Origin of the sequence: Dactylosporangium sp. CA-139066, assembly GCF_050936175.1 — a bacterium.
Lineage (GTDB): Bacteria > Actinomycetota > Actinomycetes > Mycobacteriales > Micromonosporaceae > Dactylosporangium.
Window position 1 is genome coordinate 765,190 of the sequence record NZ_JBNJNH010000001.1, and the last position, 17,102, is coordinate 782,291.

The 17,102-nt window shown below is 75.1% G+C and carries 15 protein-coding genes, 1 pseudogene and 1 riboswitch; of the genes and pseudogenes, 12 read left to right on the top strand and 4 right to left on the bottom strand.

Annotation, left to right across the window (positions count from 1 at the left end; genetic code table 11):
* The first annotated feature begins 46 nt into the window (after window positions 1-46).
* The 6 genes from ACQEVU_RS03615 to ACQEVU_RS03640 all read left to right on the top strand — a co-directional run bounded on the left by ACQEVU_RS03615 (window position 47) and on the right by ACQEVU_RS03640 (window position 9,852).
* Window positions 47-1,546 (top strand): DNA glycosylase AlkZ-like family protein, encoded by a 1,500-nt coding sequence (locus ACQEVU_RS03615; protein WP_433320488.1) that lies wholly within the window; start codon window positions 47-49, stop codon window positions 1,544-1,546.
* A gap of 417 nt (window positions 1,547-1,963) precedes the next feature.
* Window positions 1,964-2,476 carry an SAV_6107 family HEPN domain-containing protein gene (locus ACQEVU_RS03620; protein WP_433320491.1) on the top strand — a complete coding sequence of 171 codons (513 nt, stop codon included), beginning with the start codon at window positions 1,964-1,966 and terminating at the stop codon, window positions 2,474-2,476.
* 1,025 nt (window positions 2,477-3,501) lie between these two features.
* Window positions 3,502-3,696 (top strand): hypothetical protein, encoded by a 195-nt coding sequence (locus ACQEVU_RS03625; protein ID WP_433320494.1) that lies wholly within the window; start codon window positions 3,502-3,504, stop codon window positions 3,694-3,696.
* A 320-nt stretch (window positions 3,697-4,016) separates the two neighbouring features.
* Window positions 4,017-4,778: a hypothetical protein gene (locus ACQEVU_RS03630; RefSeq protein ID WP_433334772.1), complete on the top strand. Its 762-nt coding sequence runs from the start codon at window positions 4,017-4,019 to the stop codon at window positions 4,776-4,778.
* An 8-nt stretch (window positions 4,779-4,786) separates the two neighbouring features.
* Window positions 4,787-6,310 carry a DNA polymerase Y family protein gene (locus ACQEVU_RS03635; protein ID WP_433320497.1) on the top strand — a complete coding sequence of 508 codons (1,524 nt, stop codon included), beginning with the start codon at window positions 4,787-4,789 and terminating at the stop codon, window positions 6,308-6,310.
* Entirely contained in the window at window positions 6,310-9,852 is a 3,543-nt protein-coding gene (locus tag ACQEVU_RS03640; RefSeq protein ID WP_433320500.1) for an error-prone DNA polymerase, read from the top strand. Before ACQEVU_RS03635 ends, ACQEVU_RS03640 begins: the two co-directional genes overlap by 1 nt.
* Before the next feature lie 513 nt (window positions 9,853-10,365).
* Here ACQEVU_RS03640 and ACQEVU_RS03645 read toward each other — a convergent pair.
* From ACQEVU_RS03645 to ACQEVU_RS03655, 3 genes are read right to left on the bottom strand one after another with little or no spacing between them, the layout of a single operon-like run.
* Window positions 10,366-11,169, bottom strand: coding sequence for a hypothetical protein (locus ACQEVU_RS03645; protein WP_433320503.1), 804 nt, complete (start codon window positions 11,167-11,169; stop codon window positions 10,366-10,368).
* Window positions 11,170-11,189: 20 nt separating this feature from the next.
* On the bottom strand, window positions 11,190-11,624 hold the full coding sequence (locus ACQEVU_RS03650; RefSeq protein ID WP_433320506.1) for a hypothetical protein: 435 nt from the start codon (window positions 11,622-11,624) through the stop codon (window positions 11,190-11,192).
* Window positions 11,617-11,979: a hypothetical protein gene (locus ACQEVU_RS03655; protein ID WP_433320509.1), complete on the bottom strand. Its 363-nt coding sequence runs from the start codon at window positions 11,977-11,979 to the stop codon at window positions 11,617-11,619. Before ACQEVU_RS03655 ends, ACQEVU_RS03650 begins: the two co-directional genes overlap by 8 nt.
* Before the next feature lie 199 nt (window positions 11,980-12,178).
* Here ACQEVU_RS03655 and ACQEVU_RS03660 point away from each other — a divergent pair, with 199 nt between their 5' ends.
* Entirely contained in the window at window positions 12,179-12,616 is a 438-nt protein-coding gene (locus tag ACQEVU_RS03660; RefSeq protein ID WP_433320512.1) for a hypothetical protein, read from the top strand.
* 59 nt (window positions 12,617-12,675) lie between these two features.
* Here the strand turns inward: ACQEVU_RS03660 and ACQEVU_RS03665 are convergent.
* A pseudogene (locus ACQEVU_RS03665) lies at window positions 12,676-13,654 on the bottom strand (aldo/keto reductase).
* An 18-nt stretch (window positions 13,655-13,672) separates the two neighbouring features.
* Between ACQEVU_RS03665 and thiE the strand changes: the two are divergent.
* From thiE to ACQEVU_RS03690, 5 genes are all read left to right on the top strand, one after another.
* A complete protein-coding gene (gene thiE / locus ACQEVU_RS03670) occupies window positions 13,673-14,281 on the top strand; it encodes a thiamine phosphate synthase (RefSeq protein WP_433320515.1) in 609 nt (202 codons plus the stop codon).
* Window positions 14,278-15,360, top strand: a complete 1,083-nt coding sequence (thiO, locus tag ACQEVU_RS03675; protein WP_433320518.1) for a glycine oxidase ThiO — start codon at window positions 14,278-14,280, stop codon at window positions 15,358-15,360. The genes thiE and thiO overlap by 4 nt, the downstream gene beginning before the upstream one ends.
* Before the next feature lie 26 nt (window positions 15,361-15,386).
* Window positions 15,387-15,496, top strand: a riboswitch (TPP riboswitch).
* Window positions 15,495-15,698 (top strand): sulfur carrier protein ThiS, encoded by a 204-nt coding sequence (gene thiS, locus ACQEVU_RS03680; protein WP_433334774.1) that lies wholly within the window; start codon window positions 15,495-15,497, stop codon window positions 15,696-15,698. (Overlaps the previous riboswitch by 2 nt.)
* A 94-nt stretch (window positions 15,699-15,792) precedes the next feature.
* On the top strand, window positions 15,793-16,545 hold the full coding sequence (locus ACQEVU_RS03685) for a thiazole synthase (protein WP_433334776.1): 753 nt from the start codon (window positions 15,793-15,795) through the stop codon (window positions 16,543-16,545).
* Complete coding sequence (locus ACQEVU_RS03690) at window positions 16,539-17,054, top strand: thiamine phosphate synthase (protein WP_433320521.1); 516 nt, start codon at window positions 16,539-16,541, stop codon at window positions 17,052-17,054. Before ACQEVU_RS03685 ends, ACQEVU_RS03690 begins: the two co-directional genes overlap by 7 nt.
* The last annotated feature ends 48 nt before the right edge of the window (window positions 17,055-17,102 follow it).

Genomic DNA, 17,102 nt, shown 5'->3' on the forward strand with positions numbered 1-17,102 from the left:
ACGCTCACCCGGTTTTTTGTCGTACCCCCTCGTTACTGTGCCGGTTATGACGACGGACGAGCTGCGAGCTCGGCGGATGCGGGCCCAGCGGCTGGCCGGCCCGCCCGCCCGCAGCGTGCTGGACGCCGTCGAGCGTGTGGTCGGGATACAGGCCCAGTCCTGGCCGGCGGCCCGTCTCGCGGTGCGGTCGCGCACGAGCGGCCTGACCGCCGCCGACGTCGACCGCGCCCTGGCCGAGGGTGAGCTGGCCCGCACCTGGCTGATGCGCGGCACCCTGCACCTGGTCGCCGCGGCCGACCTGGAGTGGCTGACCGCCCTGTTCGGCCCGCTTAACCGCTCCGGCGGCCGGCGGCGGCGCGACGAGCTCGGCGTGTCGGACCCGGTCGCCGAGCGGGCCCTGGCCGAGATCCCCGGCATCCTCGCCGGCGCGGGCCCGATGGACCGCGCCGAGCTGATCACTCGCCTGGCCCGCCGCGGCGTCCGCATCGACCCCGCCGGCCAGGCCCCCGCCCACCTGGTCGCGTTCGCGGCCGCCGCCGGCGTGCTCTGCCGCGGCCCCGACCTCGCCGGCGGCCGCCCGTCGGTGATCCTCGCCGAGGAGATCCGCGCCGCCCGCCGGGCCGGCGGCCCCCGCCGCTTCGAGGGCGACGCCGCCCTGCGCGAGCTCGCCCGCCGCTATGTCGCCGGCTACGGCCCGCTGAGCCCGGACGGACCCGCGGCCAGGTCGGCGGACCCGTCCACCGGACCGGGCGCCCAGGCGGGCGGCTCCGCTGGACCGGGCGGTCGAGCGGGCGGGTCCGCCGAACTGGGCGCCCAGGCAGGCGGGTTCGCTGGACCGGGTGCTCAGGCGGGCGGGTCCGCTGGACCGGGTGCTCAGGCGGGCGGGTCCGCTGGACCGGGTGCTCAGGCGGGCGGGTCCGCTGGACCGGGTGCTCAGCGGGACGGGTCGGCTGGACCGGGCGGCCAGGCGGGCGGGGCCGCCGGACCGGGCGGTCAAGCGGGCGGGGCTGCCGCCGGGCCGGGCGGCCGAGCGGGCGGGGCTGCCGCCGGGCCGGGCGGCCGAGCGGGCGGGGCTGCCGCCGGGCCGGGCGGCCGAGCGGGCGGGGCCGCCGGACCGGGTGCCCAGGCGGGCGGGTCCGCTGACCTGGCCGCCTGGTCCGGCCTGCCGATCGGCACCGCCCGGCGGGCTCTGGAGCTGCTGGGCGCGGACCTCTCGCCCGCCGCCGACGACTCGTTGCCCGGCGGCGCGCTGCCGCCGCGGCTGCTCGGACCGTTCGACACGGTGCTGCTCGGCCACCGGGATCGCGACTTCGTCATCCCGCCCGAGCACGCCAAGCGGGTCAACGCCGGCGGCGGGATGGTGGCGGCGACGCTGCTGGTCGACGGCCGGGTGGCCGGCCTGTGGCGGCGCGCCGGCCGCAAGGTGACGCTCCAGCCGTTCGAAGGCCCGCATGCGCTGCCCGCCGAGGTCCGCGCGGCGCTGGAGGCCGAGGTCGCCGACCTGTCCCGGTTCCTCGGCCAGCCCCTGACCACCACCTGGGAGTGATCGTGCGAACGCTTGTTCGAAAATTCTCCCCCAACCATTGCCACCCCCCGCCCTCCCCGGTGTAGTCTTAACCCATCGAACGAGTGTTCGAACTGCTTCGGGAAAGACGATTCGCGGCGTCCAACCCGAGCGCGGTCCGCGACACCGCGGAGGCCGGATTTTCGCGGGTCTGGCCTCAGGCGGGGTCGCCGCTCGCCGCCCACGACCCCCGGGCGGCGAGCGGCGGCCCAAGCCGGCCGGGTGTGGTGTGGGGAAGCTCCACGCCCGGCCGGCGCGCCGTCGCCCGTCGCGGACCGGCACCCGTTCGACCAGCGTGACGCTGCGACTCCCCCCGCGGCGCCACGGCAGGCGCACCACCAGGCAGGGCGCACCACCACAGGCACAGACTTGCCGACGCACCATCGAGGGAGAGCACCGATGCCGACGAACCGTTCGACCAGCTCGTCCAACGTCAGTCGTTTCCCGGCCCCCGTGCCGGGCGGCGGTGCGTCCCGGCACCAGCTTCCGGTTCCCGCGCACGCGCTTCCTCACCGCACCCCGCGCGAGCTGCTGACCATGGCCCGCCACGGCCTCGAGGAGGCCGCGGAGATCCGCGCCGAGGGCATGCGCTACGCCACGGCCCACCTGGCCGCCCTGCGCGCCGCCGCCGCGGTCCTCGCCGCCCGCGCCGTCCCCGCCGCCCCCGGCCGCCGCAGCCGCGTGACCAGCGTCTGGTCGCTGCTCGTGCTCGTCGCCCCGGAGCTGAGCGAGTGGGCGTCGTTCTTCGCCACGGGCGCCAGCAAGCGCTCCGCCGCCGAGGCCGGCATCCCCCGCGTGGTCACCCCCCGCGAGGCCGACGACCTGATGCGCGCCTCCGAGCAGTTCATCGCGGTCGTCGAGGTCGCCCTGGGCTACTCGTACCAGCCGCGCATCGAGGGCCTGGCCAGCTGACGCCCCGCCCCGCCACCCGCTCCCCGCCGCCGGTGCCCACCATTCCCCGCGCCCCGATGCCCACGCCCACGCCCGTCGCGCCCGCGCCCGCCGCCGCGTCCACGCCTGCCGTCGCGCCCGCGCCTGCCGCCGCGTCCACGCCCACGCCCGCGCCCGCCGCCGCGTCCACGCCGGCCGCCGCGCCCGCGCCCACGCCGGCCGCCGCGCCCGCGCCTGCGCCAACGTCGCCAACGGCGCCTACGCCCGCCGCTGCGTCCGCCCCCGCCGCTGCGTCCACGTCCACGCCCGCCGTGCCCGCGCCTGCGCTCACGTCTCCAGCGGCGCCCACGTCCCCAATCGCGCCCGCGCCCGTCTCCGGGACCACGGTCGCGTTCGCTCCCACGCCTGCGGTCACCATCCACCGCGCCCCGTCGCCGCAGCCTTCGGCCTCGGCGCGGCCTTCACTCGCACCCGCGGTTGCGTCCGCGGCCGCTCCTGCGCCCACCCCTGCCGTCGCGCTCACGCCCCCAGCCGCGGTCGCGCTCACGCCCGCCGTCGCGCTCACGCCCCCAGCCGCGGTCGCGCTCACGCCCGCCGTCGCGCTCACGCCCCCAGCCGCGGTCGCGCTCACGCCCGCCGTCGCGCTCACGCCCCCAGCCGCGGTCGCGCTCACGCCCGCCGTCGCGCTCACGCCCTCAGCCGCGTCCACGCCCGCGGTCGCGCTCGTGCCCTCAGCCGCGCCCGTCGCCGGGACCACGGTCGTGTCCGCTCCCACGCTCGCGGTCACCTCCCGCCGCGCCCCGTCGCCGCGGCCTCCAGCCTCGGCGTGGCGTTCACCCACGCCCGCAGTCGGGGCCACGCCCACGGCCGCGCCTGCAGCCAAGCTTTTTGCCGCGCCTGTGGCCGTTCCTGCGCTCGCGGTCGCCGTTCGCCGTGCCCCGTCGTCGCGGCCCCAGGCATCAGCGCGGCCCTCACCTACGCCCGCATCGCCGGCCCCGCTGCCGCTGTCTCCGGTATCGGCGGGCCCATCGCAGCTAATGCGGGCGGTGTCGCTGGCCATCAGCCAGGTCGGTGACGCGCCGGCCGAGGTGCGCCGGCTGGCGTTGCGGCCGTCGAGGTCCGGCCGGCGGTTGGCGTTGACCGATCCCGTTGCCGGCGGTGGCTGGCCCCGTGCCGATGCCTCGCGGCTGCGTGCGCCGGCGGTCGGACCGAAGCCGCGTCCGTCGTTCAAGAGCGTCTGAAGTCGAGTCGGGAGTTTTTGTGGCTGGAGGATGCCGTATCTGGGCGATTTGACCATATTTATCAGCCTTTATCTCTCGCGGAAAAGCAAAGCGGGAGTGGATGACGCAGTAGCGCGATAGGTGGGGGAGCAAGGGCCGTGGCTGGCATGTCGGCTTCGGCGGCCGCCGAGTTTGAGGACGAGGCGTACGGCGATGTGCGTCCCGAGGACGACGACTGGGCATCGGTCGCCGTCGTCGGAGGGCGTCCTCGTCAAAGCGGCGAAAGCGGCCCGCGGCGCGGCGAGCGAAGGGGCGGCGGGGCGGGGGAGTCCGTGCTGGCGCTGGTCGACCGGGCGGGTGGGAGCGCGGCCCGGCGGGCGGCGGGGCTGCAGGTGGTGCGGGCCGCGGGGCTCGGCGGGGTCGTGCGCACGGCCGGCGAGCAGGGGCCCGCGGAGGTCGGGAGCACCCGGGCGCTGCCGGTGCTGTCCGGGCTGCGGGCGTTGCTGCCGGGCGGCGGGCTGCGGCGCGGGGCGACGATTGCCGTGCACACGTCCTCGGTCCTGCTCGCGCTGCTGGCGGGGGCCTCGCGGGCGGGGTCCTGGTGCGCGGTCGTCGGGCTGCCGGCGTTGAGCCCGATCGCCGCGGCCGAGATGGGGATCGAGCTGGAGCGGCTGGCGCTGGTGCCGCATCCGGGGACCGAGTGGACCACAATCGTCGCGGCGCTGCTCGACGGGGTCGACATCGTCGTGGCCGCGCCGCCGGGGCCCGTGGCGCCGGTGGTGGCGGGGCGGCTGGCGGCCCGGGCGCGGCAGCGGGGGAGCGTGCTCATGCCGGCGGGGGCGTGGGCAGGGGCGGACCTGAACGTGGCGGCGGTGCGCGGGAGCTGGGGCGGGCTCGGCGCGGGGCGCGGGCGGCTGCGCTCCCGGGAGATGACCATCCAGGCCCGCGGGCGCGGGGCCGCCGCCGCGCCGCGCGAGGTGACGTTGTGGCTGCCGGCGGTGGAGGGTGTCCTGCCGCCGGTCACGCGGGCGCTGCCGTCTGCCGCGCCCGGCTCGCCGCCGGCGGCGATACGCGCCGTGCCCGCACTGCGCAGGGTGGGGTGACGAAGGCGATGCGGACGATCGTGGTGTGGTGCCCGGACTGGCCGGTGGTGGCGGCCGAGATCATCGACGGGTACCCGGCGCACGAGGCGGTGGCGGTCATGCACGCCAACCGGGTGCTCGTGGCCTCGCCGGCGGCGCGGGAGGAAGGGGTGCGGCGCGGGCTGCGCAAGCGGGAGGCGCAGGGGCGGTGCCCGCATCTGATCGTGCTCGAGCACGATCCCGGGCGGGACATGCGGGCGTTCGAGCCGGTGCTCGCGGCCGTCGAGACCATCGCCTCCGGGGTCGAGGCGCTGCGGCCGGGGGCCTGTGCGCTGGCGGCGCGCGGGCCGGCCCGGTACTACGGGGGCGAAGCCGCGGCGGCCGAGCGGATCGTCGAGCAGATCGCGCAGCAGTGTGACGTCGAGGCGCAGGTGGGGATCGCCGAGGGGACGTTCGCGGCGGGGCTGGCGGCGCGCGCGGGAGCGATCGTGCCGGACGGGGAGAGCGCCGAGTTCCTCGCCGGGCTGAGCATCACGGCGCTCGGGCGGCCGGGGCTGGTCGATCTGCTGCGGCGGCTGGGGATTCACACGCTCGGGGAGTTCGCGGCGCTGCCGGGGGCCGACGTGCTGGACCGGTTCGGGTTCGACGCGGCGCTCGCGCACCGGCTCGCCGGCGGGCGCGACGAGCGGCCCTTCGCACCGCGGCGGCCGCCGGCCGACCTGGACGTGGTCGAGACGTTCGACGAGCCGATCGAACGGGTCGACGCGGCGGCGTTCGCGGCCCGGGGGCTGGCCGAGCGGCTGCACGACCGGCTGGCGTCGCACGGACTGGCGTGCACGCGGCTGGCGATCGAGGCGGTCACCGACACCGGCGAGGAGCTGCTGCGGACGTGGCGCCACGACGGGCTGCTGAGCGTGAACGCGATCGCCGACCGGCTCCGGTGGCAGCTGGAGGGGTGGCTGCGCGGCAAGACCAAGCAGCCGGGGGCGGTCGTCCGGCTGCGGCTCGTGCCCGAGGGGGTGGTCGAGCACCTCGGGCTGCAGCCGGGGCTGTGGGGAGAGGCGGGGGAGGAGCGCGACCGGGCGCACCGGGCGTTCACGCGCGTACAGGGGCTGCTCGGGCCCGACGCCGTGCTCACCGCGGTGCTCGACGGCGGGCGGGCCGACCGCAGCCGCATCCGGCTCGTGGCCTGGGGGGACGAGCGGATCGCGCAGGGGGTGGAGGCGCCCTGGCCCGGGCGGCTGCCGGGGCCCAGCCCGGCCACCGTGTACCCCGAACCCGTCCCGGCCGAGGTGCTCGACGCCGACGGGCGGATCGTGCGCGTCGGCGGGCGGCTGGAGCTCAGTGGGGTACCGGCGAAGGCTCGTATCGGGGCGGAGGAGCAAGCGACGGCGATCGTCGGATGGGCCGGGCCCTGGCCCGTGGACGAGCGCTGGTGGGCGGAGGGCGAGTCGTGGCGGGCGGCCCGGTTCCAGATCCAGCTGGCCGATGACCGGGCCTATTTAGCGGTACTGCAGAACGGAACCTGGTTCATGGAAGCGCTGTACGACTGATGGGATTCAACAACCCCGACGTGCCGTGGTCGGAGCTGGAGCGGCGCCTGTCCGGGCGCACGCGCGACGGCCGGAGCTGGGAGCCGCCCGGGCCCGACTACCACCCGGACGTGCTCGCCGCCGATCACGGCGACGGCGGCGACTCGCCGGCCTGGACGCGCAAGCGCGCGGAGTACGCCGCGCCGCCGGTGGAGCGGCCGGACGACGCCGTGCCCTACGCCGAGCTGCACAGCCACAGCAACTTCAGCTTCCTCGACGGGGCCAGCCACCCCGAGGAGCTGGTCGAGACCGCCGCCCGGATGGGGCTGTCGGCGATCGGGATCACCGACCACGACGGCTTCTACGGCGTGGTGCGCTTCGCCGAGGCGGCGCGGGCGCTGGAGATGCGCACCGTGTTCGGCGCGGAGCTGTCGCTCGGGCTGCCGGGGCCGCAGAACGGCGAGCCCGACCCGCTCGGGCGGCACCTGCTGCTGCTCGCCCGGGGGCCCGAGGGCTACGCGCGGCTGTCGCGCACGATCAGCGAGGCGCACCTGCGCGGCGGGGAGAAGGGCCGCCCGGTGTACGACCTGGAGGAGGCCGCGGCGGCGCTGCGCGACCACGTCGTGGTGCTGACCGGGTGCCGCAAGGGGCACGTGCCGGCGGCGCTGCTCTCGGCGGGGATGGACGCGGCGCGCACGGAGCTGGACCGGCTGGTCGCGCTGTTCGGGGCGGAGTCCGTGGCCGTCGAGCTGACCTCGCACGGCGACCCGCTCGACGACGAGCGCAACGATGCGTTGGCCGATTTGGCGGTACCGCTGAAGCTTCCCCTCGTCGCGACCAACAACGTGCATTACGCCACGCCGGGGCGCCGGCGGCTGGCCACGGCGCTCGCCGCCGTGCGGGCCCGGCGCAGCCTCGACGAGATCGACGGCTGGCTGCCCGCGGCCGGCACCGCGCACCTGCGCAGCGGCGCGGAGATGACCGCCCGGTTCGCAGCCTTCCCGGATGCGGTACCGCGAGCCGCCGCCCTCGGCGCCGAACTGGCCTTCGACCTGCAGCTGGTGGCGCCGAACCTGCCCGCGTACCCGGTCCCCGTCGAGGGCGTGACGGAGATGCAGTGGCTGCGGCACCTGACGGCGCAGGGCGCGGCGGAGCGGTACCCCGGCAATCAAAAGGCCCATGAACAGCTCGAACACGAGCTGGCGCTGATCGAGGAGCTGGATTTTCCGGGGTACTTCCTGGTGGTCCACGACATCGTCACGTTCTGCCAGCGCAACGGCATCTACTGCCAGGGCCGCGGTTCGGCGGCCAACTCGGCGGTCTGCTACGCCCTGAAGATCACCAACGTGGACGCGGTGCGGTGGGGGCTGCTGTTCGAGCGCTTCCTGTCCCCGGAGCGCGACGGCCCGCCGGACATCGACATCGACATCGAGTCGGACCGCCGCGAGGAGGTCATCCAGCACGTCTACCAGAAGTACGGGCGGAGGTTCACCGCCCAGGTCGCCAACGTCATCTCGTACCGCCCGAAGTCCGCGGTCCGCGACATGGCCAAGGCGTTCGGCCACTCGCCGGGCCAGCAGGACGCGTGGAGCAAGCAGGTGGAGCATTGGGGCTATGTGAGCGCGAGGAGTGAGCTTGCGAGCCCCGCAGTCGCGAACGCGAAAAATGCAGTGGCGACGGCCGATCTGGACGAGATCCCGGCGCCGGTGATCGACTTCGCCAACGAGCTGCTCACGTTCCCGCGGCACCTGGGCATCCACTCCGGCGGCATGGTCATCTGCGACCGCCCGGTGATCGAGGTATGCCCGGTCGAGCACGCCCGGATGGAGAACCGCACCGTCCTGCAGTGGGACAAGGACGACTGCGCCTCCGTCGGCCTGGTGAAGTTCGACCTGCTGGGCCTCGGCATGCTCTCCGCGCTCCGGTACGCCTTCGAGATGATCGACTCGGAGCTGGACATCGCCCACATGCCGCTGGACGACCCCGAGGTGTACGACATGCTCTGCCGCGCCGACTCCGTCGGGGTGTTCCAGGTCGAGAGCCGGGCCCAGATGGCCACCCTGCCGCGCCTCAAGCCCCGCAAGTTCTACGACCTCGTCGTCGAGGTCGCCCTGATCCGCCCCGGCCCGATCCAGGGCGGCTCGGTCCACCCCTACATCCGGCGGGCCAACGGCCTGGAAAAAGTGTCGTACCCCCATGCTTTGCTGGAGCCGTCCCTGAAGAAGACGCTCGGCGTCCCGCTCTTCCAGGAGCAGCTCATGCAGATGGCCATCGATGTCGCCGGCTTCACTCCGGCCGAGTCCGACGAGCTGCGCCGGGCCATGGGCTCGAAGCGCTCGATGGACCGGATGACCGCGATCCGCGACCGGCTCTTCGCCGGCATGGCCGCCAACGGCATCACCGGGCCCCTGGCCGCGGAGCTGTTCGACAAGCTGTCCGCGTTCGCCAACTACGGCTTCCCGGAGAGCCACGCGATGAGCTTCGCCTATCTGGTGTACGCCAGCGCCTGGCTCAAGCGCTACCACCCGGCGGCGTTCTGCGCGGCGCTGCTCAACGCCCAGCCGATGGGTTTCTACTCGCCGCAGACGCTGGTCGACGACGCCCGCCGGCACGGCGTCACGGTGCGCCGCCCGGACATCAACGCCAGCGCCGCCGCGGCCACGCTGGAGCCGCCGTGCGACGAACCGCACGCCGCCGCGCCCGCGTCCGGACCGCCGCGCGACCAGCCGCACGCCGCCGCTGTGGTCGCGTCGGGGGCGTCGGGCGGCCAACCGCGCGTCGACGCCGGTGCCGCCGCGGCCGGGGCGTTGCGTGACAAATCAGAAATGTCCGGAAGCTGGCGTCACTGGGGGCGCGGTGGGCCGGTGGTGCGGCTCGGGCTCAAGTCGGTGCGCTCGCTGGGCGACAGCGTCGCCGAGCGCATCGAGGAGGAGCGGAGAGCCGGCGGGCCGTACACCTCGATGAGTGACCTCGCCCGCCGGGCCGGCCTGACCGCCACCCACCTGGAGGCGCTCGCCACCGCCGACGCGTTCTCCTGCTTCGGGCTACCCCGGCGCGAGGCGCTGTGGGCGGCCGGCGCGGCGGCCCAGGAGACGGCCGGCCGCCTGCCCGGCACCACCGGCGGCACGCAGGCACCGATGCTGCCCGGCATGGACGCCGTCGAGCGCATGGTCGCCGACGTGTGGGCGACCGGCCTGGCCCCGGACGCGCACCCCGCCCAGTTCGCCCGGCCCTACCTGGACACGATCGGAGCGTTGTCGATCGAGGCGCTGCAGGAGACCGAGCCCGGTCGCCGTGTGTTCGTCGGCGGGATCGTCACCCACCGGCAGCGCCCGGCCACCGCCGGCGGCGTCACGTTCCTCAACCTTGAGGACGAGACCGGCATGCTCAACGTGACCTGCACGCCGGGTCTCTGGCAGCGCCACCGCCGAACCGCCCGCACGGCGAACGCCATGGTCGTGCGCGGAATCCTCGAGAAGGCGGACGGCGTGCTCAACCTGCGGGCCGATCACCTCACGGAGCTGAGCCTCCCGATCCGCTCGTCCTCCCGCGACTTCCGTTAGCGCCCCGCGCCGAGCGCCCCCGCGCCGAGCGCCCCCGCGCCGAGCGCCCCCGCGCCGAGCGCCCCCGCGCCGAGCGCCCCCGCGCCGAGCGCCCCCGCGCCGAGCGCCCCCGCGCCGAGCGCCCCCGCGCCGAGCGCCCCCGCGCCGAGCGCCGAGCGAGCGCCCTGCGGCGAGCGCCGAGCGCCCTGCGGCGAGCGGCGAGCGCCCTGCGGCGAGCGGCGAGCGCCGACCGCCGTGCGGCGAGCGCCGAGCGAGCGCCCTGCGGCGAGTGCCGAGCGCCGACCGCCGTGCGGCGAGCGCCGAGCGAGCGCCCCGCGGCGAGCGCCGAGCGAGCGCCCCGCGGCGAGCGCCGAGCGAGCGGCCGGCGGCGAGCGGGCGCCAAGTGGCGGGCGGCGAGCGAGCGAGCGCCGTGTGGCAAGCGCCGAATGGCCGGAGGGTGCCGAATCCTCGGGAGGCGGGCAGCCGGTCCCAGCCGGCGGCCAGTCCCGAGCGGCCGGAGGTGGTGCCGAATCCTCAGGAGGCGGGCAGGCGGTCCCAGTCCGCGGCGAACTTCTGCGGGTCGTAGGGGTCGGCCTTGATCGGGATCACGCCGCCGGGCTGCATGACCGAGACCCGCTCCAGCGGCACCGCGAACACGGCCGGGCCGGCGACCGGGGGGCGGCCCTGGACCTGGATGTGCAGCTGGGCGGAGTACACCGGGCGGCCCTGCTCGTCCAGGCTGCCCGCGAACTCGGCCGACAGCACGCGCACGGTGCCCGGCACGCCGGTGGCCAGGATCTGGGCCTTCGTGCGGGCGGCCTCGGCCGGGTCGATCGCGGGGGCGACGGCCCGCTCGATCTCCTCGGCGCTGGCCGACGGGACGAACTCCCAGTCGACCAGGATGCGCTGCCGGTCCGCCGGGTCGACGCCGACCGAGAGCGGGCGGCCGCTGCCGAGCATGCCGAGCGCGATGAGCGGCACGAACGTCTTGACGCTCGCGTCGTAGACGCCGTGGCCGGGGGCGGTCACCCGCAGGTCGAGCGCCACCTGCGGCTGGTCGTTGATGGAGACGCCGGTCTGCCGGGCGGCGAGGACCTGGGCCGTGCCGCGCACCATGCGGGTGCGCAGGGCCATCTCCTGGCCGTGGCGGATGCGCCAGCGGACGGCGATCATCATCATGAGGGCGGCGCCGACGATGAGGGCGACGCCGATGAACGGGAACGACATGCCCGTGCCGGGCACCAGCTCGGCGGTGCCCGCGATGAGGAAGCCGGCGCCCAGCACGAACTCGAGGGCGGCGGTCAGGAACAGCACCTGGGCCCCGCGCGAAGTGTTCATGGCGCGAATGGTGGGGGACGTCAATCCCTCGGCGCAGTCGCCTCCGCGACCGGTTGGCGTCGGGAGGTACGCCAAAGCCAGAACAGGCCGACGAACGGCAGCACCAAGGGTACGTATCCGTATCCCTGGCCGAAGTCCGACCACACGGTGGCGTCGGGGAACGCGTCGGCGTCGACCAGGCTCGCCGTGCCGACCGCGAGGACGCCGAGCAGCTCGAACGCGACCGCGGCGACGGCGATGCGGCGGGAGGCGGGGCTGGAGCGGGCCAGGGCGACGGTCGCGATGATGTACACGAGGGCGGCCAGCGCCGACAGCGAGTACGCCAGGGGCGCGTCGTGGAACTTGGTGCCGATCTGCACGCCGGCCCGGGCGCTGGCCGACAGGGCGAAGACGCCGTAGATGAAGACGAGCACGCGGCCGAAGCCGCGGTTGATGGGTTTGTCGAGTTCAGCCATTCCAGATCTGTCCGAGTCGCAGGATGAGCACCGGCACGATGATCGCCGCCGCGCCGATGAGCAGTGAGCCCCACTTGGTCGGCTCCATGCGGGCCAGGACGATCCCGGCCGGCGGCAGCAGGGCGGCGGTGAGCAGGTACCCGACGAGCGTGATCATGTCGTCGCCGGCCGGATGGTGGCCGTTCGCCGCGAGCACCGCGAGCACCACGACCTGCACGAGCACCAGTGCCTCGACGGCCCACAGGCCGGCGAAGAGTGGGCGGCCGGGCTCCCGGCCGCGGAAGAACTCGGCGAACGCCCAGACGGCGATCGCCAGCGACAGCACGTGGGTGGCGACAGCCAGCGGCCCGATCACGGCCGACAGCGTATCCGGCGGGCCCGGGGCGCCAGCTCAGGGCCGCCGTTCGGGGGCCTCGGCCACCCGGCTGACGCGTCACGGGCCGTGAGCGTGGTTCACTTCTGTCGGCTACCCGCCATTGGCACGTTTCCGGGATATTTCCGCGGGACCGTGGCCTTACCGTTCAACGCAACGCAACGACGACCAAGGGGAAAGCATGAGCGACTTCGACGCCGGCGACAGCGGCTACGACGGCGGCCACGACGTCGACTACGGCCACTACGAGGCCGGCCAGGAGCACGCGGGTCTCGACCAGCTGCACCAGGCGCACGGCTCCGAGGCCGACTACAACAACCAGTTCGGCCAGTACGAGCAGGACCACCACGCCGAAACCTCGACCGACTTCTCGCAGGGTCACCACACCGCGTTCGACCAGGGCCCGGCCGTGCACTACGAGTCGGACGACTACACCAACTACAGCCACGACGGGTCCGTCGACGACCACGTCTTCGCCGCCGAGGGCAGCGAGCACGCCCACCAGGCCGAGTTCGGCGAGCTCGACGCGCTGCAGCAGCGCTTCGACTCCGCGTTCGCCGAGGGCACCGAGTTCCACGGCGAGGGCGGCGCGGCCGGCCTCGGCATCGCCTCGCACTGACCCCCAGGTCGCCAGAAGGGCCCGGCCGATCGGCCGGGCCCTTACTGCATGCCGGGACGTCAGTGGCCGGCGACCGCGTGCGGGACGTACGGCGCCTCGAGGCGCTCGATCTCCTTGTCGTCCAGGGTCAGCTCCGTGGCGGCGATCGCGTCCTCGAGGTGGGTTGAGCTTCGTCGCGCCGACGATCGGGGCCGTCACGACCGGCTTCGACAGCAGCCAGGCCAGCGCCGTCTGGGCCGGTGACACGCCGCGCTCGGCGGCCACCTCGGCGTTGACGTCGACGACGGCGAAGTCGTCCTCGAGGTACAGGCTCTCGCCGAACGGGTCGTTGTTGGCGCGGGTCGTGCGCCGCTCGCCGCCGCGGCCGCGGTTGCCGGCGAGCAGACCGCGGGCCAGCGGGCTCCACGGGATCACGCCGATGCCCTGGTCGGCGCAGAGCGGGAGCATCTCGCGCTCCTCCTCGCGGTACACCAGGTTGTAATGGTTCTGCATCGACACGAACGGCGTCCAGCCGTGGCGCTCGGCGACGTGCTGGGCCTTCGCGAACTGCCAGGCGTACATGCTGGATGCCCCGATGTAGCGGGCCTTGCCGGACCGCACGACGTCGTGCAGCGCCTCCATCGTCTCCTCGATCGGCGTCTGCGGGTCCCACCGGTGGATCTGGTAGAGATCGACGTGGTCCGTGCCGAGCCGGCGCAGCGAGTCGTCGATGCCGGCCAGGATGTGCTTGCGGGACAGCCCGGCGTCGTTGGCCGCGTCGCTCATCCTGCCGTGCACCTTGGTGGCCAGGACGTAGTCGTCGCGGCGGGCGAAGTACTTCGCCAGCAGCCGCCCGGTGATCCTCTCGCTGGCGCCGAGGGAGTACACGTCGGCGGTGTCGAAGAACGTGATGCCGGCCTCGACGGCGCGCTTGACGAACGGGTCGGCGGCGTCCTCCTCCAGCGCCCACGGGCGCAGGGCGGGATCGCCGTAGCTCATCATGCCGAGACAGATTTCGGAGACCTGGAGGCCGGTCCGGCCGAGTCGTACCTGCTTCATGTCTGAAAAACTATCGCGGTGCCAACCCTTGGACGACTGCATCTCGTGACCGACACCCGGCCCGGCCGCGACGCGCTCAACACGGTGGCGGCGGCGCTGCGGGCGGGCTTCGACGTGATCCAGGTGCGCCCCGAGGACCACGTCACCGACCGCGAGGCCTACGAGCTGACCATCCGGGTCCTCGCGATGTGCCGCGAGCTGGGCCGCACCTGCCTGGTCAACGACCGGCTGCACATCGCGCTGGCCGCCGGCGCCGACGGCGGGCACGTCGGCGCCGACGACCTGCCGGTGGCCGCCGCCCGGCGCATCCTGGGCCCCGGCGCCATCCTCGGCGCGACCGCCCGCAACCCGCAGGCGGCCCGCCGCGCGGTCGCCGACGGCGCCTCCTACCTGGGCGTCGGGCCCGCGTTCGCGACGACGACGAAGTCCGGGCTGCCGGACGCGATCGGGCCGGCCGGGGTCCGCGCCGTGGCGGGATCCGTGTCGGTACCCGTGGTGGCCATCGGCGGCGTCACGGCCGCCCGGGCCGGGGAGCTCTACTCGGCCGGCGCGCACGCCGTCGCGGTGGTCGGCGCCGTCAGCGGTGCCGCCGACCCCTACGCGGCGGCCATGGAGTTCGTCCGATGAGCGGTCCGGAGCGTTGCGAAGGAGCCGCGAACAACGGGCGCAGCGTCGGCATCGTCGGGGGCGGAATCATCGGGCTCAGCATCGCCTTCGAGCTGCTCGAACGCGGCGTCGAGGACATCACCGTCTACGACCCCGACCCCTCGCGCGGCGCCGGGCTGGTCGCCGCCGGCATGCTCGCCCCGACCGCCGAGTCCAACTACGGCGAGGAGGCGCTGCAGGCGCTCATGCTCGAGTCGATGGGTCGCTGGCCGGGCTTCGCCGCGCGGGTCGAGGCGCGGACCGGGCACAGCCTGGCATACCGCGGCGAAGGCACCCTCCTCGTCGCGCTCACCGGCGACGACCAGGCCGAGATCGACCGGCTGGTGGGGTACTACCGCCGCGCCGGAACGCCGATCGAGCCGCTCACCGGCCGCGGGCTGCGCGAGCGCGAGCCGCTGCTCTCCCCGCGGGTCCGCGGCGGCGCGTTCGCCCCCGGCGACCACCAGGTCGACCCGCGCCGGCTGCTGGGCGCCCTGCGGACGTTGCCGCTGCGGTTCGCGACGCAGAAGATCGATGCGCTGTCCACGGTACGAGACGATGTGATCATCATCGCCGCCGGCGCCGCATCGGCCTCGCTGACCGGCCTGCCCGTCCGCCCGGTCAAGGGTCAGCTGCTGCGGCTGCGCGGCCCGGAACCCCTGCTCACGCACGTGATCCGGGGCGTGGCGAACGGCCGGCACGTGTACCTCGTCCCGCGCGCCGACGGCGAGCTGGTCGTCGGGGCCACCGAGGAGGAGCGCGGCGCGGACACCACCGTCACCGCCGGCGGCGTGCTCGACCTGCTGCGCCCGGCCGCCGACCTCGTGCCCGGCGTGGCCGAGCTGGCCCTGGCCGAGACCCTCGCCGGCCTGCGCCCCGGCACCCCCGACAACGCCCCCGTGCTGGGCTTTCTCGACGGCGAGCGGGTCCTGGCGGCGACCGGCCACCACCGCAACGGCGTCCTGCTGGCCCCGGTCACCGGTGAGGTCGTCGCCGACCTGGTGACCAGGGGATCGACGGACGTCGACATTGCCGCCTTCGGGGCGGGCCGCTTTACCTGAGCGCGGCCGCGGCGTTATGGTCGAGGCGTACCCCGCGGGAGTCCGGTGTGACCGGGCTGAGAGGGGGGCTGTGAGCCCCCGACCGTAGAACCTGATCCGGATCATGCCGGCGCAGGGAGGCAGGAGTGAGCCCGATGCACCTCGTGGTCAACGCCGTCGAGTCGACGGTCGACGACGACACCACCGTCGCCGACGTCGTGCACACCCTCGCGGGCGACGACCCGCGCGGGATCGCCGTCGCCCTCAACGGTGACGTGGTACCGCGGTCCCGCTGGGCGGACACCCGCCCGGCCGACGGCGACCACGTCGAGGTGCTGACGGCGGTGCAGGGTGGATGACCGCCTGCCCGCGGACGCCGGCCTTCCCGTTGACGCCGGCCTGCCCGGGGATGACGGCCTGCCCGCGGATGACGGCCTGCCCGGGGATGACGGCCTGACCATCGCCGGCGAGGCGCTGGCGTCGCGGCTGATCCTCGGTACGGGCGGGGCGACCAGCCACGCCGCTCTCGAGGCGGCGATCCGGGCCAGCGGGACCGCGCTCGTCACCGTCGCGCTGCGCCGGCTCGACCCGGCCGCGCCCTCGCTGCTCGGCGTGATCGAGCGCTGCGGCGTGCGCGTCCTGCCCAACACCGCCGGGTGCTACACGGCCACCGAGGCGGTGAAGCTCGCCCACCTCGCCCGCGAGGCGTTCGGCACGGCGTGGGTGAAACTCGAGGTGATCGGCGACGAGGACACCCTGCTGCCCGACGGGCTCGAGCTGGTCGCCGCCGCCGCGCAGCTGGTCGACGAGGGTTTCGTCGTCCTGCCGTACACCTCGGATGATCCGATCCTCGCCCAGCGCCTGGCCGACGCCGGATGCGCCGCCGTGATGCCGCTGGGCGCGCCCATCGGCTCCGGCCTGGGCATCCGCAACCCGCACAACATCGCGCTGATCCGGCAGAAGGTCACCGTCCCGGTCATCCTCGACGCGGGCATCGGCACCGCCTCCGACGCGGCGCTGGCCATGGAGCTCGGCTGCGACGGCGTGCTGCTCGCCTCGGCCGTGACCCGGGCCGAGGACCCGGCGCGCATGGCCGAGGCGATGCGCCTCGCGGTGCGGGCCGGCCGGCTGGCCCACGGCGCCGGCCGCATCCCCCGCCGCCTGCACGCGACCGCATCGAGCCCGACCGGAGGTATGCCGTGGTAGAGCCCGGCCTCATCGTCTTCACCGACCGCCGGCAGGCCGAACGCCCGCTGGAGGACGTGATCGCCATGGCGATCGACGGCGGGGCCCGGGCGGTGGTACTGCGGGAGCACGACCTGCCGCCCCGCCGCCGGCTGAAGCTGGCCAGCACCATCCGCACGGCCCTGGACCAGGTCGGCGGCCGGCTGCTGCTGGAGGAGGACCCGGCCCTGCGCAAGTGCCACGGCCTCGACGAGCTGGTGGCGGCCGGGGCGGACGGCGTGGAGTACGCCACCCTCTCGCCCATCTACCCGACCCGCAGCAAGCCCGGCTACGGCCCGCCGCTCGGCCTGGCGGCGCTGGGCCGGATGGCGCTCGTCGCGCCCGTCGCCGTGTACGCGCTGGGCGGGGTCGACACCCCGGGCCGCGTCCGGGACTGCCTCGACGAGGGCGCGGCCGGCGTCGCCGTGATGGGTGCGGTCATGCGCGCCGAGGACCCGGCCCGGCTCGTGAAGGAGCTGCTGAACGCATGAGTGGTCCGGAGCGGAGCGTAGGGGCCACTCATCAGTGGCTCAGTAACC

Excerpts from the sequence above, each read along its gene's own strand:
- ACQEVU_RS03615 (WP_433320488.1), top strand. The coding sequence starts at position 47 with ATGACGACGGACGAGCTGCGAGCTCGGCGGATGCGGGCCCAGCGGCTG.
- ACQEVU_RS03620 (WP_433320491.1), top strand. The coding sequence starts at position 1,964 with ATGCCGACGAACCGTTCGACCAGCTCGTCCAACGTCAGTCGTTTCCCG.
- ACQEVU_RS03635 (WP_433320497.1), top strand. The coding sequence starts at position 4,787 with ATGCGGACGATCGTGGTGTGGTGCCCGGACTGGCCGGTGGTGGCGGCC.
- ACQEVU_RS03640 (WP_433320500.1), top strand. The coding sequence starts at position 6,310 with ATGGGATTCAACAACCCCGACGTGCCGTGGTCGGAGCTGGAGCGGCGC.
- ACQEVU_RS03645 (WP_433320503.1), bottom strand. The coding sequence starts at position 11,169 with ATGAACACTTCGCGCGGGGCCCAGGTGCTGTTCCTGACCGCCGCCCTC.
- ACQEVU_RS03650 (WP_433320506.1), bottom strand. The coding sequence starts at position 11,624 with ATGGCTGAACTCGACAAACCCATCAACCGCGGCTTCGGCCGCGTGCTC.
- ACQEVU_RS03660 (WP_433320512.1), top strand. The coding sequence starts at position 12,179 with ATGAGCGACTTCGACGCCGGCGACAGCGGCTACGACGGCGGCCACGAC.
- thiO (WP_433320518.1), top strand. The coding sequence starts at position 14,278 with ATGAGCGGTCCGGAGCGTTGCGAAGGAGCCGCGAACAACGGGCGCAGC.
- thiS (WP_433334774.1), top strand. The coding sequence starts at position 15,495 with ATGCACCTCGTGGTCAACGCCGTCGAGTCGACGGTCGACGACGACACC.